Origin of the sequence: Microbispora cellulosiformans, from assembly GCF_008728085.1 — a bacterium.
Lineage (GTDB): Bacteria > Actinomycetota > Actinomycetes > Streptosporangiales > Streptosporangiaceae > Microbispora > Microbispora amethystogenes.
In genome coordinates, this window is record NZ_VYTZ01000004.1 from 268,133 (window position 1) to 281,317 (window position 13,185).

A 13,185-nucleotide genomic window follows, 5' to 3' on the forward strand; every position below is an offset into this window, starting at 1 on the left:
GGCGTCATTCTGATGTCATGCTGACGTCATGGACCTTGCGCCTTATGTCGATCAGCTCCGGCGGGAGCTCGCGATGGTCGCCGCGGCGGGCGGCGACGACGTCCGCGCGCTGGCCGAGCGCCTCGCCGCGACGCTCGAATCGGCCACCCGGCTCGCGCTGCTGGAGGCACTGTCGGCCGCCGCCGACGAGATCACCCAGGACCTCGCACCGGGCTCGGTCGAGGTGCGGCTGCGCGGGCGCGATCCCGGTTTCGTCGTGACGCCGGCACCGCAGAGCGCCCGTTCGTACGAGGGAGAGGGCGAGACCGGGCAGGCGGAGAGACAGCCCGCTCCGCCGCCGTTCTCGGACGCCGACGAGGGCGGGACGTCTCGGATCTCCCTCCGGGTTCCCGAGCACCTCAAGCCGCGCATCGAGGAGGCGGCCACCCGTGAGGGGTTGTCGGTCAACGCCTGGCTGGTCCGCGCCGTCGCCGCCGCGCTCGACCCCGGCAGCGCCGACCGCCGCTCCGGCCGGCGCCAGGCGCGGCAGACCGGCAGCGGCTACACCGGGTGGGTGCGCTGATGACCGGCGACAAGGAGGCGGGGATGCGGGCCTTCGAGACCCCGCGGCCCATCCTCGCCGTCCTCGACCTCGCGACCGCCACCGTCCGGATCAACGCGGGCGACCGTACCGAGACCGTGGTCGACGTCCGCCCGAGTGACGAACACAACGACGCCGACGTGCAGGCCGCCCGGCACATCCAGGTGGACTACGCCGACGGCAGGCTCGTGGTGCGGACCGACAAGGAGTACGCGGGTCCCGCCTTCGGCCGGGGGCTTTCACTGGGCAGGCTCGTCGAGTCGCCGGCCACCTGGGCGCGCTCACTGCTGCTCGGCCCGGGTTCGGCGGACGTGACGATCGACCTGCCGGCCGGTTCCCGGCTCGACGCCAGGACGGCGGGAACCGTCCGGTGCCGGGGGCCGCTGGGTGAGGTGACGATCACCACCTCCTACGGCGACATCCGGATCGAACAGGCCGCTCGGATGCGGGTGAGGAGCACCCACGGCGACATCTCGGTCACCCGCGCGTCCGGGCACGCCGAGGTCACCACGACCCACGGCGGCATCCACATCGGCGAGATCGACGGCACCGCCGCGGTCAGGACCTCCCACGGCGCCGTCCGCGTCCGCGAGGTGACCGGCGAACTGCGGCTGAACAGCGCCCACGGGGACATCACCGTCGACCGCGCTCTGGCGGGCGTCGCGGCCAAGACCGCGTACGCCAGTGTGCGGATCGGCGAGGTGGTGTCCGGCTCGGTCGTCATGGAGACGACCGGCGGCGGCCTGGACCTTGGGATCCGGGAGGGCACCGCCGCCTGGCTGGACGTGACCTCCACGTACGGCACCGTGGACGTCTCCCTCGACCCCGGCGACGATCCCGGCGACGACCCAGAGCGGGCAGACCGGATCGTCGAGGTGCGGACCCACACCACCTACGGCGACGTCGTCATCCACCGTTCCTGAAACCAGGGAGATTCCCATGCCAGACGCGATAGTGGCCGAGGGCTTGGTCAAGAGATACGGCGACGTCGTCGCCCTCGACGGGATGGGGCTGACCGTTCCCGAGGGGACGGTGCTCGGGCTGCTCGGCCCGAACGGCGCCGGCAAGACCACCACGGTGCGCATCCTCACCACACTGCTCAGGCCGGACGCGGGCCACGCCACGGTGGCCGGGTTCGACGTCGTCCGTGACGCCGACCGGCTGCGGGCGCACATCGGCGTCTCCGGCCAGTACGCCGCCGTGGACGAGCACCTGACCGGCGCCGAGAACCTGGAGATGGTCGGCCGCCTCCACCACCTGGGCACCAGGCGCAGCAGGGAGCGCGCCCGCGAGCTGCTGGACCGCTTCGACCTGACCGGCGCGGCCGACCGTCCCGTGCGCGGATACTCCGGCGGCATGCGACGCAGGCTCGACCTGGCCGGCGCGCTGGTCGCCGCACCGCCCGTGCTGTTCCTCGACGAGCCCACGACCGGCCTGGACCCCCGGGCCAGGATCGGACTGTGGAAGATCATCGCCGAGCTCGTCGCGGGAGGCACGACGGTGCTGCTCACCACGCAGTATCTGGAGGAGGCCGACCGGCTCGCCGACCGCGTCGCGGTGGTCGACCACGGGCGCGTGATCGCGCTCGGCACGGCCGACGAGCTCAAGGACCAGGTCGGCGGTGACCGGATCCAGCTGTCGGTGACGAGCACGGCGAGTCTGGAGAGCGCCGCCAGGACACTGGCGCCGCTGGCCGCCGGGGACATGCGGATCGACGCCGCGGCCCTGCGGCTGACGATCCCGGTTGCCGGCGGCGCGGCCGCGCTGACCGAGGCGCTCGGCCACCTGGCAGCCGAGCGGATCACCGTACGCGATGCCGGTCTGCGCCGGCCGACCCTGGACGACGTGTTCCTGAGCCTCACGGGACAGCGGACCGACGAGAAAATCGAGGAGATCGCGTGATGAACACCCTGCGGCTGGCCGTCGCCGACGGCGTGACGATCACCAAGCGGAACGCCCTGAAGATCCGGCGGGCTCCCGACCTGCTGGGCGGCGTGGTCATGCTCCCGATCGTGTTCGTGCTGCTGTTCACCTACGTCTTCGGCAGCATGATCACTTTGCCCGGGATGTCGTACGCGGAGTACATGCTCCCCGGCATCTTCGTCATGACGATCACCACGAGCGCGCAGATCACCGGCTACACCCTCACCCAGGACCTGCAGAAGGGCATCTTCGACCGGTTCCGTACGCTGCCGATGTCGCCCTCGGCGGTGCTGACCGGCCAGACCTTCAGCGATCTGATCATGAACGTGACCAGCATCGTCACGATGACCCTCGTCGGGCTGCTCGTCGGATGGCGCGTCCACACCTCGCCGCTCGAAGCGCTCCTCGGCTTCCTGATGCTGCTGCTGTTCGCATACGCCTTCTCGTGGGTGACGGCCACGGTCGCGCTGGCCCTGCGCACGCCCGAGGTCTTCAACAACGTCGCCACCCTCGTGTCGTTGCCGCTGGTCTTCCTGTCGAACGCCTTCGTCGACAGCGCCCGGCTCCCCGGGCCGCTGAGGCCGATCGCCGAATGGAACCCGGTGTCCACGCTCGTCCAGGCCGCCCGCGAACTGTTCGGCAACACCAGCCCGGCCGTCCCGGCGCCCGCCGCCTGGCCGCTGCGGCACGCGGTGCCGGTGTCGCTGCTGTGGTCGGTCCTGCTCCTGGCCGTGTTCGTGCCGCTGGCCACGCGGCTGTACAAGAGAGCGGTCAGCCGATGAGCCACGCGATGGGACACGTCCCCGAGCAGGAGCGGGACAGGGCCGTGGAGCTGGTCCAGCAGGCGTACGCGGACGGCCGGCTCGGCCCGGCCGAGCTGGAGCGGCGGCTCGAACTGGCGCTCACCGCCACCGCCTCCGGTGAGCTGGAGCCGGTCGTCGCCGACCTGGCGGACGAAGCCGAGGACGAAGTGGTGCACATCGCCGCCAACGGCGGGCTCGTCAAGCGGACGGGCGACTGGCACGTCCCGCGCCGGCTGCGCGTCGACTCCGAGTACGGCAGAGTGCGGCTCGACCTGTCCCGGGCCCACATCCCGCACCCGCGGATCGACATCGAGCTCCGGCTCGCGTACGGCGGCGCCACGATCATCCTGCCCGCCGGCGCGAGCGCGAACGCCGACGGGGTGCGCCTCGGCTGGGGCAGGGTGACGTCCAAGGCGCCGGGCCGCCGGAGCCCGGGCAGGCTGCACGTCCGGATCACCGGCGACCTGCCGTACGGCAGCATCACCATCCGCACCGCGCGGAGGTGACGCGACCGGGGCGAGGGGCGTGGCGAATGATCGCGATCCTGGCAGGATGAGCGGCATGGAACGTGTGCTTGGAATCGGCGGATACTTCCTGCGCGCCGCCGACCCGGCGGCCCTGGGCGCGTGGTACCGCGAGTGCCTGGGCCTGGACGCCGACGAGAACGGCGTGTGGCGTCAGGAGGCCGGGGTGACGGTGTTCGCCACCTTCGAGTCCGGGACCGACTACTTCGGCTCCCGGACCCAGGGGACGATGCTCAACTTCCGGGTCCGCGACCTGGACGCGATGCTCGCCCAACTGCGCGCCAAGGGAGCGGACGTGGCCAAGGAGACCGAGGACATGGAGGGCGTCGGCCGCTTCGGCTGGGTCACCGATCCCGAGGGCAACCGCGTCGAGCTGTGGCAGCCCAGCTGACGGTGTCTCCACGCGGCCTCCGGTCACCTGTCGTGCCTGCGTTCCGGCAGGGGGAACGTACGGCTGTCGCCGCGCCGGAGCCGGGCGTGCTGGCCGTGCACGAAGAGGTCCAGGGCGGTGGGGCCGTCGTCGGCCCGGGCGATCCGTACGCGGGCCGGGTCGGCGTCGACGTCGAGTTCCGCGCCTCGGTAGCGGAGGCACAGCGACAGCGTGGTGAGCTGTTCGGGGAGCACCGGGTTCAGGTGCAGGCCGTCGGGCCGGGCCTCCAGGTCGAGGTAGCAGCGCTGGACCAGGTCCAGCGTGCCGGCCATGGCGCCGAGGTGGACGCCCTCGGCGGTGGTCCCTCCCTGGACGTCGGTGATGTCACCCGTCAGCGTCTCGGTGAAGAACCGCCACGAGCCGGTGCGGTCCGACCGCGCCAGCACCCAGGCGTGCACAACGGCGCTCAGTGTCGAACCGTGACAGGTGCGGGCGAGGTAGTAGCGGATGGTGCGGCGGGTCAGGCCCGGCGCCGCCGGATAGCCCAGCCGGTCGAGGATCTCCCGCACCTCCCGGGCCGTGAGCAGGTAGAACAGCATGAGCACGTCGGCCTGCTTCGACGCCCGGTAGCGGTCGGGGCTGTCGCTGGCGGCCTCCAGCGCCCGGTCCAGCCGGCGCACGCCCCGGTAACGATCCCAGTCCAGCTCCGCCAGCTGCTCGTATCCGGTGAACTGGCTGATGACGCCGTCGTGGAAGTCCACCCGCATCCGCCGGGTGATCTCCTCCCACCGCTCGGTCTCCACGTCCGTCAGGCCGAGACGGCGGCGCAGGTCCTCCCGCGCGCGTCGCGGCATCAGGTCGAGCGCCTGACGGGCGCGCAGCAGCAGCCACACCGTCATGATGTTGGTGTACGCGTTGTTGTCCAGGCCCGGGGACGCCGCGCCGGGACAGCTGTCGTGATACTCGTCCGGGCCCATCACGCCATGGATCTCGTAGCGGCCCGACCCGGGGTGGAGCCGCGCCAGCGAGGCGAAGAAGCGGGCGATCTCGACCAGGAGACGCGCGCCCGTCCCGGCGAGGAACTCCATGTCACCGGTGATCGCGTAGTGCTGCCAGGCGTTGTAGGCGATGGCCAGCCCGACGTGCCGCTGGAGGTGGGTGTGGTCGGGCGTCCACCGGCCGGAGCGGGGGTTGAGGTGGAACCGCTGGGTCTCGTCGCGTCCGTCGCTCCCGCTCTGCCAGGGGAACATCGCCCCTCGTAGACCGGCGGCGCGGGCGGCGGCCCGGGCCTCCGGCAGCCGCCGCAGGCGGTAGCGCAGCGCCCCGCGGGCGATCTCGGGGAACCGCAGGGTCAGCCAGGGCAGCACGAACAGTTCGTCCCAGAACACGTGTCCCCGGTACGCCTCGCCGTGCAGGCCGCGCGCGGGCACGCCCGCGTCGAGGTCGGCGGTGTGCGGCGACAGGGTCTGCAGCACGTGGAAGGTGTTCAGGCGGATGTCCCGCTGGGTGCGCGGGCCAGTCACCTCCAGCCGGGCCCGTTCCCACAGGTCACGCCAGGCGATCTCGTGCTGTTCCAGGAGTTCGCCGAAGCCGGGTGCGAGCCCGGCCCGCCGCAGCGCGGCCGAGGTCGCGTCGGCGACCGCGAGGTCGCGCGACGTGGTGAGCGCGACCGTCTTGACGACCGTGGCGGGGTGGTCCCGGTCCAGCGGCAGCACACGTGTCTCCATGACGTGGTCGTCGTGCCGCTCGATCTCCGCCCCGCCTCCGCCGCCGGAGGAGGTGTCGATCCGGGCGGCCAGGGCGACCTCGACGCCGGAGGAGCGGGTGCGCGCGCGGAGCCACGTCAGGGGCTCCAGGATTCCGGTCGCGTGCTCTGTCAGGTGGTCGCCCCGCAGGTCCCGATACCGCGCCACTCCCGAGTTGGTCACCCGGCCGTCGAGCCCGGAGCGTACGCGGAGAGGCCCCGACCAGTTCTCGGCCGTGAAGGTCGTCTCCAGAGCGGCCAGGTAGGGATCGGCCATGGAGACCAGGCGGCGTTGCCGTACGGACGTGACGCGGCCCTCGGCGTCCCGGAAGCGAATCAACCGGTGCAGGACGGCGTGGCGCATGTCCAGGTCCTGCCGATACAGGAGCAGGTCCGCCGTGCCGGGGGAGAACCACGGGCAGCCGGGCGTCGCGAAGGTCAGCGGCAGCCAGTTCGGCAGGTTGACCATGTCCTCGTTGGTCAGCCGATGGCCCGCGATGTCCGACGTGAGCCGGTCGTAGCATCCGGCGACGTACGTCCCCGGGTAGTGGACGGCGCCGGCCTCGGCCTCGGGTGCCGCGCCTCGCGTGGCGAACCGGCCGTTGCCCAGCGTGCACAGCGCCTCGCGCAGTCCTTCGTGATCGGGATCGAACCCCTCGTAGGTCAGCGACCACGGATTCACCGCAGCTCCTCCCGGCGCACCCGCTCCGGCGGCGCGGGCAGGTCGTTCCGCTCACGCGGCGCTCCGATCGCCGGATCCGTGAGGGTCCCGACCGGCCGATCACCAGCGAACGCCGGATCCTGTCCGACATGGTGCGGACGTACGCGGCCGCGTTACGTCCCAGCCGCTTACTCGGTCCGGGAAGGCTCGTCGATCAAGCCGAGAGTGTCCTGCTCGTTGCGGTGCAGGATCACCCTGTTGATCGCCGCGACCATCTCCTGCCTGGTGTAGGCGCCCTCCGGGATCTCGTTCAGGTGCGCGAGCATGTCGGCGGTCAGGTGCAGACGCGCCGACGCCTGCGCGTAGACATCCCGGACCGCGACCGTTTCGCGTCCGCGGTACACCTCGTCGAGCACCTGCCGCATCTCGTCCTGGAAAACGTGACCGGACATCTCGCGTTCCACCCCCTGGTTCCTGGCTCCGTACCCACGGACCGGTGTGATCCCACTTCCCCGAAGACCAGGCGGCGGTGGTCAGGGCGTGAGCGTCTCCAGGGCGAGAAGGTCGCGCATCGACACCATGCCGATCAGGCGCCCGTCCTGGTCCACCGGAATGTGACGGATGCCGTAGTCGAGCATGCGGCGGGCCACCTCACGCGTGTCCTCGTCCAAGGTCGCGGTCTTGATGTCCGACGACGCGCACATCCCCGCGCTCAGGGCGGCGGGATCGGCGGATGTGGCGAGCGCCGTCACGAGGTCCCGTTCTGTGATCACTCCCGTGACCCGGTCCGCTTCGAGTACGGCGAGCGCGCCGATGTTCTTCTCCGTCATCCGGCGCGCCACCTCGGGCAGCTTCGCAGTCACCGGGCACCCGAACACCAGGGGACGGTAAACGTTGGCGATACGCATGGTCCTCCCCTCCTCACCAGCACATCCAGCCAACCACACCGCCGTGGGACGCCGTTCGGCCGCCGGGTGCCTGGGCCCGTACGAGCCGCGGCCGGCGGGTCGGTCCAGCTGATGACGCCGACCAGGCGATGACCCGATCCGAGAAGTGGACCGCACTGTCTGTGGGTAGGGACGCGAGTGGAGCGAGCCGCACACGAGGCGGGCCTTATGGCTGGAAAGAAGAGCGCGCGGGCCGAGTCGCATCGGGACCTCCTGCGCCAGATGCTGCGCATCAGGCGGTTCGAGGAACGCTGCGTCGAGCTGTACAGCGGCGAGAAGATCCGCGGATTCATGCACCTCTACATCGGTGAGGAGGCGGTGGCCGTCGGCGTCTGTCATGCGCTGACCGCGGACGACGTGGTCGTCTCCACCTACCGGGAACACGGGCACGCGCTGATCCGTGGAGTGCCCGCCACGACGATCATGGCTGAGATGTACGGCAAAGCCACGGGGTGCAGCCGGGGCCGCGGTGGTTCCATGCACCTCTTCGACGTCGCCCGCCGCTTCTACGGCGGCAACGCGATCGTCGGCGGCGGCCTTCCCCTGGCGGTCGGGCTCGCCCTCGCCGACAAGATGCAGGACCGCAACCGGGTGACCGTGTGTTTCTTCGGCGACGGCGCGGTGGCCGAGGGCGAGTTCCACGAATGCCTGAATCTCGCGGCGCTCTGGCGGCTGCCGGTGCTGTTCGCCTGTGAGAACAACCTGTACGCGATGGGCACCGCGCTGGCCAGGTCGCACGCGCAGACCGATCTGGCCCTTCGCGCGGCGGGATACGGCGTCGCGGCGTGGCCGGTGGACGGGATGGACGTGCTGGCGGTCGCCGACGCGGCGGCCCGAGCCGCCGAGGCGATCCGCGCCGGGGCCGGGCCGCATCTCGTGGAGTCGCGCACCTACCGCTTCCGCGCCCACTCGATGTACGACCCGGACCGTTACCGGAGCAAGCAGGAGATCGAACAGTGGAAGAAGCGCGACCCCATCGATGCCCTCGTCGCCTCGATGAAGGCGGAGCGCGAGATCACGGACGACGACCTCGCCGTGCTGGAGAAGGAGATCTCGGCGGAGATCGACCACGCCGTCGCCTTCGCTGAGCAGGCGCCCGTCGAGCCGGTGGAGGACCTGTCCCGTTTCGTCTACAGCGAGACGCCCGAGACGAGCGGCAGGGCGCGCGTGGGGCCGGTGGAGGCCGAGTCGTGAGCGCGGCGAACACGATCACCTATCGCGAGGCGATGCGGGAGGCGATCCGCGAGGCGCTCCGCCGCGATGATCGCGTGTTCCTGATGGGCGAGGACGTGGGCGCGTACGGGGGCTGCTTCGCGGTGAGTCTGGGACTGCTGGAGGAGTTCGGCCCCGAGCGCGTCCGTGACACCCCGTTGTCGGAGGCGGCCTTCGTCGGTGCGGGCATCGGCGCCGCGCTGGGCGGGATGCGGCCCATCGTCGAGATCATGACGGTGAACTTCAGCCTGCTGGCCCTCGACCAGATTCTCAACAACGCCGCGACGCTCCTGCACATGTCGGGCGGGCAGCTGAACGTCCCGCTGGTGATCCGGATGACCACCGGAGCCGGGCGGCAGCTCGCCGCGCAGCATTCGCACAGCCTCGAAGGCTGGTACGCCCACATTCCGGGCCTGCGGATCCTCGCACCCGCGACCGTCGAGGACGCCCGCGGCATGCTCTGGCCGGCCCTGGAGGACCCCGATCCTGTCCTGATCTTCGAGCACGGCTCGCTGTACGGCACCTCGGGGCAGCCGGGTCCCGGTCAGGTGGACATCACCTCCGCCGCGCTCCGGCGTTCCGGCAAGGACGTGACACTGATCGCCTACGGCGGCACGACCGGGAAGGCGCTGGCGGCCGCCGACGTGCTCTCCGCTGAAGGTACCGAGGCGGACGTCGTCGACCTGCGTGTCCTGCGCCCGCTCGACGATGCCACGATCATGGAGTCGGTCGGCAGGACGCACCGGGCCGTCATCGTGGACGAGGGCTGGCGCTCGGGCGGCCTGTCGGCCGAGATCGGCAGCCGGATCGCGGAGCAGGCCTTCTACCAGCTGGACGCGCCGATCCAGCGGGTCTGTACGGCCGAGGTCCCCATCCCCTACGCCCGCCACCTGGAGGAGGCCGCCCTCCCCCAGGTGCCGTCGATCGTCGCCGCGGCGCGAGAGGCGGTCGCCTCGTGAACGAGCGCGCGGAGTTCGTGATGCCCTCGCTCGGCGCGGACATGGAGTCGGGCACCGTCGCCGAGTGGCTGGTCAAGCCGGGAGACCGGATCAGCAAAGGCGACGTCGTCGCGGTGATAGACACGGACAAGGCCATGATCGAGGTCGAGTCCTTCCACACGGGGACGGTCGAGAGCCTGCTGGTGGGGACCGGCCGGCGGGTGCCGGTCGGCACGGCCCTCGCCGTGATCACCGGCGCCCCGCCTGCCGCCGAACCGGTGCCTCCCGAACCGGTGTCGCCCGCTCCGCCGGAGAAGAGGCCGGTGCGCCCACGACGGCCCCCGTCGGCGCCGGGCGCGCCGCACGCTCCGGCACCGGTCGCCTCACCCCTGGTACGGCACCTCGCCGAGCAGCGCGGAGTGGACATCGCCCGCCTGCACGGGACGGGCCCGCAGGGACGGGTGACCCGCGCGGACGTCGAGCACGCGAAGCCCGCACCGGAGGCCAGGGTCTCACCGCTGGCCCGCGGGCTCGCCGCGCGACTCGGCGTCGACCTCGCCGGCGTCCACGGCACGGGGCGGGGCGGGGCGATCCGCGCCCAGGACGTGCGGGAGGCGGCCGAACGGGGTGCCGGGCCACGGCCGCCCGAGGCGATGGAGGAGGCCGCGCGCCCACCGGCCGAGCCTGCCGAGGCGCGAGCCGTGCCGGGGGCTGACCTGGAACGCCGGCGGGAGGCGATGCGCCAGGCGATCGCACGGGCGATGGCCAGGTCGAAGCGGGAGATTCCGCACTACTACCTGAGCACGACCGTGGACCTCACCCGGGCTCTCGCCTGGTTGCGCGAGCGCAACCGCGATCTGCCGGTCGCACGCCGGCTGCTCCCCGCGGCCCTGCTCCTCAAGGCGGCCGCCCGCGCCGCCGCCGAGGTGCCGCGCCTGAACGGCTTCTGGGTCGACGACGCCTTCGTCCCCGGCGAGGCCGTGCATCTGGGGGTGGCGATCTCGCTCAGAGGCGGCGGACTGATCGCCCCGGCCCTGCACGACGCGGCCCGCCTCGAACTCGAGGATCTCATGGCCGCCCTGGAAGACCTGGTCGCCCGGGCGCGCGCGGGGCGGCTGCGCGGCGCCGAGATGACCGAGGCGACCATCACCGTCACCAACCTCGGCGACCAGGGAGTCGAAGCGGTGCACGGGGTCATCTACCCGCCGCAGGTGGCCCTGGTGGGTTTCGGGAGGATCGTCGATCGCCCGTGGGCCGTCGACGGGTTGCTGGGTGTCCGCCCGCTGGTGACCTGCACGCTGGCCGCCGATCACCGGGCGACCGACGGCTACACCGGCGGGCGGTTCCTCGGCATCCTCGGACGGCTACTCGACCAGCCGGAGACGCTATGACGCCACAGCGAGCTCAGGAAGTCGTCATGACCGCGTTGCGCCGGGTGGCGCCGGACACGGACCCGGCGGCGCTACCGCGGGACGCCGACATCCGCGACGCCCTGGAGCTGGACTCGCTCGACTTCCTCACCTACGTGCAGGCGCTCAGCGAATCCGGCGGGTGCCGGATCGAGGAGGACGACTACCCCGCCTTCGCCACCATCGCCGGGGGAGCGGACTTCCTCGCCGCCCACGCCCGGGCGTGAGCTTCGGGTGCGGGACTGTCACGGTGCGGTTCCTTCGTGGCGCTCAAGGGCCGAGACGTCGCCTTCGGGCAGTCCGAGCTCCCGAGCCTTGAGCAGGCGGCGCATGACCTTGCCGCTGCGTGTGTGCGGCAGGTTCTGGTCGAAGCACAGCTCCTTGGGGGCGACCGCGCCGAGGCGGCGCCGGCCGAGCGCGATCAGCTCCAGCCGGAGCCTCTCGGTCGGCTCGAAACCGGTGTTGAGCGCGACGAAGGCCTTCACCAGCTCGCCGGCCACCGGGTCGGGCTTGCCGATCACCCCTGCCTCCGCCACGGCCGGATGCTCCATCAGCACGCTCTCCACCTCGAACGGCCCGACGAGATGCCCCGCCGACTTGATCACATCGTCCGACCTGCCGACGAACCAGAAGTAACCGTCCCGGTCCCTGCGGACGATGTCGCCGCTCAGGTACCAGCCCCCGGCGAACGCCTTGCGGTACCTTCCGGGGTCACCAAGATAGCCGCGGAACATCGAGGGCCAGCCGGGGCGGAGCGCGAGCTCCCCCTCGACGTCGGGCTCCTCCAGCGCCCGCACCCGGCCGTCGACGACGCGGGCACGCCCGTCCGGGCCTCGTTCCAGTACGGCCGCCTCGATGCCGGGAAGCGGACGGCCCATGGACCCCGGCCTGATGTCCGTCGCGGCGAAATTGCTGATCATGATGGCGCCGGTCTCGGTCTGCCACCAGTTGTCGTGGATCGGCAGGCCGAGCGCGCGCGGCCCCCACACCACCACCTCGGCGTTGAGCGGCTCCCCCACGCTGGCGACGAAGCGCAGCCTGGACAGGTCGTACTCGCCCGGAAGGGTGTCGCCGTGGCGCATGAGCATGCGCAGCGCCGTCGGGGCGGTGTACCAGACGGTGACCCGCTGGTCCTGGAGGACGCGGCACCAGCGCCGCGCGTCGAACTCGCCCGCGTCCGTGACGAGAGTGGCTCCCAGGCTGAGCGGCGCGATGACTCCGTACGACGTTCCGGTGACCCAGCCGGGGTCGGCGGTGCACCAGAAGACGTCGGAGGGGCGCAGGTCGAGGGCGTAGGCGGCGGTGACGTGGTGCGCGACCACCGCCTCGTGCACGTGGACGGCGCCTTTGGGGGTCCCCGTCGTCCCGCTGGTGAAGTGGAGGAGCGCCATGTCCTCCGGGTCGGTGGCGGGGATCTCGAACTCCGCCGACGCTTCGGCCATCAGTTCCCGCAGGGACACGGCGCCCTGCGGCGGGGGAGCATCACCGGTGACCAGCACGTGCTTCAGGCCGGGCAGCGACGCGCGGATCACGGCGACCTTCCGGGCGTAGATCTCCGGGGTGGTCACCAGGACACGCGCGTCGCCGAGGCGCAGCCGCTCGCGGACCGGTTCCGGGCCGAAGGCGGAGAACAACGGGCACAGCACGCTCAGGTTCTTCAGCGTTCCCAGGACGGCCACATAGAGATCGGGCACCCGGCCGAGCAGCGTGAACACCCGTTCGCCCTTGCCCACCCCCATGCCGCGAAGCACGTTGGCGAAGCGGTTGGTGGCGAGGCGGAGATCCTCGTAGGTCATCTCGGTGACCTTGTCGTCCCTGCCGACACACAGCAGCGCCACGTGATCGCGTCGCGGCGTGTCCGCGTGGCGGTCCACGGCCTCATGGGCGATGTTCAGCCCTCGGCCACCGGGCAGGCCGGTCAGTGCTCGCCGCGCCGTCCGCCAGGAGAAGCCGCGGCGCTCACGTTCGTAGTCCGTCAGGTTGGACCGCGCCGCCTCCTGCCCTGTTTTCCGAATCGGCCCCCAGGTCATCGCCGCCTCCTCGGCCCTCCGGACCGAAAATCCCCTGGGACGCG

General features: G+C 71.7%; 14 protein-coding genes. 10 read left to right on the top strand and 4 right to left on the bottom strand.

Going from position 1 to position 13,185, the window contains the following annotated elements:
• Nucleotides 1-28: 28 nt before the first annotated feature.
• From F5972_RS12380 to F5972_RS12405, 6 genes are read left to right on the top strand one after another with little or no spacing between them, the layout of a single operon-like run.
• On the top strand, nt 29-562 hold the full coding sequence (locus tag F5972_RS12380) for a toxin-antitoxin system HicB family antitoxin (RefSeq protein ID WP_150933614.1): 534 nt from the start codon (nt 29-31) through the stop codon (nt 560-562).
• On the top strand, nt 562-1,503 hold the full coding sequence (locus tag F5972_RS12385) for a DUF4097 family beta strand repeat-containing protein (RefSeq protein WP_225311396.1): 942 nt from the start codon (nt 562-564) through the stop codon (nt 1,501-1,503). Before F5972_RS12380 ends, F5972_RS12385 begins: the two co-directional genes overlap by 1 nt.
• Nucleotides 1,504-1,519: 16 nt before the next feature.
• A complete protein-coding gene (locus tag F5972_RS12390; protein WP_150933615.1) occupies nt 1,520-2,482 on the top strand; it encodes an ATP-binding cassette domain-containing protein in 963 nt (320 codons plus the stop codon).
• A complete protein-coding gene (locus F5972_RS12395; protein WP_150933929.1) occupies nt 2,482-3,285 on the top strand; it encodes an ABC transporter permease in 804 nt (267 codons plus the stop codon). Before F5972_RS12390 ends, F5972_RS12395 begins: the two co-directional genes overlap by 1 nt.
• An 8-nt stretch (nt 3,286-3,293) precedes the next feature.
• Nucleotides 3,294-3,812 carry a DUF1707 SHOCT-like domain-containing protein gene (locus tag F5972_RS12400; RefSeq protein WP_225311397.1) on the top strand — a complete coding sequence of 173 codons (519 nt, stop codon included), beginning with the start codon at nt 3,294-3,296 and terminating at the stop codon, nt 3,810-3,812.
• A 55-nt stretch (nt 3,813-3,867) separates the two neighbouring features.
• A complete protein-coding gene (locus F5972_RS12405) occupies nt 3,868-4,221 on the top strand; it encodes a VOC family protein (protein WP_150933617.1) in 354 nt (117 codons plus the stop codon).
• A gap of 23 nt (nt 4,222-4,244) precedes the next feature.
• On the opposite strand, the gene F5972_RS12410 is transcribed toward F5972_RS12405, so the two are convergent.
• From F5972_RS12410 to F5972_RS12420, 3 genes are all read right to left on the bottom strand, one after another.
• Nucleotides 4,245-6,626: a glycoside hydrolase family 65 protein gene (locus F5972_RS12410; RefSeq protein ID WP_150933618.1), complete on the bottom strand. Its 2,382-nt coding sequence runs from the start codon at nt 6,624-6,626 to the stop codon at nt 4,245-4,247.
• Nucleotides 6,627-6,793: 167 nt separating this feature from the next.
• Nucleotides 6,794-7,057 carry a hypothetical protein gene (locus F5972_RS12415; RefSeq protein ID WP_150933619.1) on the bottom strand — a complete coding sequence of 88 codons (264 nt, stop codon included), beginning with the start codon at nt 7,055-7,057 and terminating at the stop codon, nt 6,794-6,796.
• 81 nt (nt 7,058-7,138) lie between these two features.
• Nucleotides 7,139-7,513 carry a CBS domain-containing protein gene (locus F5972_RS12420; RefSeq protein WP_150933620.1) on the bottom strand — a complete coding sequence of 125 codons (375 nt, stop codon included), beginning with the start codon at nt 7,511-7,513 and terminating at the stop codon, nt 7,139-7,141.
• 207 nt (nt 7,514-7,720) lie between these two features.
• Between F5972_RS12420 and pdhA the strand changes: the two genes are divergently transcribed.
• Genes pdhA through F5972_RS12440 form a run of 4 tightly spaced genes read left to right on the top strand, consistent with a single transcriptional unit; the run spans nt 7,721 to nt 11,338 of the window.
• The gene (gene pdhA / locus F5972_RS12425) at nt 7,721-8,746 is read left to right on the top strand and encodes a pyruvate dehydrogenase (acetyl-transferring) E1 component subunit alpha (RefSeq protein ID WP_150933621.1); all 1,026 of its coding nucleotides are present in this window, start codon (nt 7,721-7,723) and stop codon (nt 8,744-8,746) included.
• A complete protein-coding gene (locus F5972_RS12430; RefSeq protein WP_225311398.1) occupies nt 8,743-9,723 on the top strand; it encodes an alpha-ketoacid dehydrogenase subunit beta in 981 nt (326 codons plus the stop codon). Before pdhA ends, F5972_RS12430 begins: the two co-directional genes overlap by 4 nt.
• Entirely contained in the window at nt 9,720-11,093 is a 1,374-nt protein-coding gene (locus F5972_RS12435; RefSeq protein ID WP_225311399.1) for a 2-oxo acid dehydrogenase subunit E2, read from the top strand. The genes F5972_RS12430 and F5972_RS12435 overlap by 4 nt, the downstream gene beginning before the upstream one ends.
• Before the next feature lie 26 nt (nt 11,094-11,119).
• Entirely contained in the window at nt 11,120-11,338 is a 219-nt protein-coding gene (locus F5972_RS12440) for an acyl carrier protein (protein WP_225311400.1), read from the top strand.
• An 18-nt stretch (nt 11,339-11,356) separates the two neighbouring features.
• Here F5972_RS12440 and acsA read toward each other — a convergent pair whose 3' ends face one another.
• The gene (acsA, locus tag F5972_RS12445; protein WP_150933623.1) at nt 11,357-13,141 is read right to left on the bottom strand and encodes an acetate--CoA ligase; all 1,785 of its coding nucleotides are present in this window, start codon (nt 13,139-13,141) and stop codon (nt 11,357-11,359) included.
• Between the last annotated feature and the right edge of the window lie 44 nt (nt 13,142-13,185).

Bases quoted from the DNA above. Each gene is read 5' to 3' on its own strand.
- F5972_RS12385 (WP_225311396.1), top strand. From the start codon at position 562: ATGACCGGCGACAAGGAGGCGGGGATGCGGGCCTTCGAGACCCCGCGG.
- F5972_RS12390 (WP_150933615.1), top strand. From the start codon at position 1,520: ATGCCAGACGCGATAGTGGCCGAGGGCTTGGTCAAGAGATACGGCGAC.
- F5972_RS12420 (WP_150933620.1), bottom strand. From the start codon at position 7,513: ATGCGTATCGCCAACGTTTACCGTCCCCTGGTGTTCGGGTGCCCGGTG.
- F5972_RS12415 (WP_150933619.1), bottom strand. From the start codon at position 7,057: ATGTCCGGTCACGTTTTCCAGGACGAGATGCGGCAGGTGCTCGACGAG.
- F5972_RS12400 (WP_225311397.1), top strand. From the start codon at position 3,294: ATGGGACACGTCCCCGAGCAGGAGCGGGACAGGGCCGTGGAGCTGGTC.
- F5972_RS12380 (WP_150933614.1), top strand. From the start codon at position 29: ATGGACCTTGCGCCTTATGTCGATCAGCTCCGGCGGGAGCTCGCGATG.
- pdhA (WP_150933621.1), top strand. From the start codon at position 7,721: ATGGCTGGAAAGAAGAGCGCGCGGGCCGAGTCGCATCGGGACCTCCTG.
- F5972_RS12440 (WP_225311400.1), top strand. From the start codon at position 11,120: ATGACCGCGTTGCGCCGGGTGGCGCCGGACACGGACCCGGCGGCGCTA.
- acsA (WP_150933623.1), bottom strand. From the start codon at position 13,141: ATGACCTGGGGGCCGATTCGGAAAACAGGGCAGGAGGCGGCGCGGTCC.
- F5972_RS12405 (WP_150933617.1), top strand. From the start codon at position 3,868: ATGGAACGTGTGCTTGGAATCGGCGGATACTTCCTGCGCGCCGCCGAC.
- F5972_RS12395 (WP_150933929.1), top strand. From the start codon at position 2,482: ATGAACACCCTGCGGCTGGCCGTCGCCGACGGCGTGACGATCACCAAG.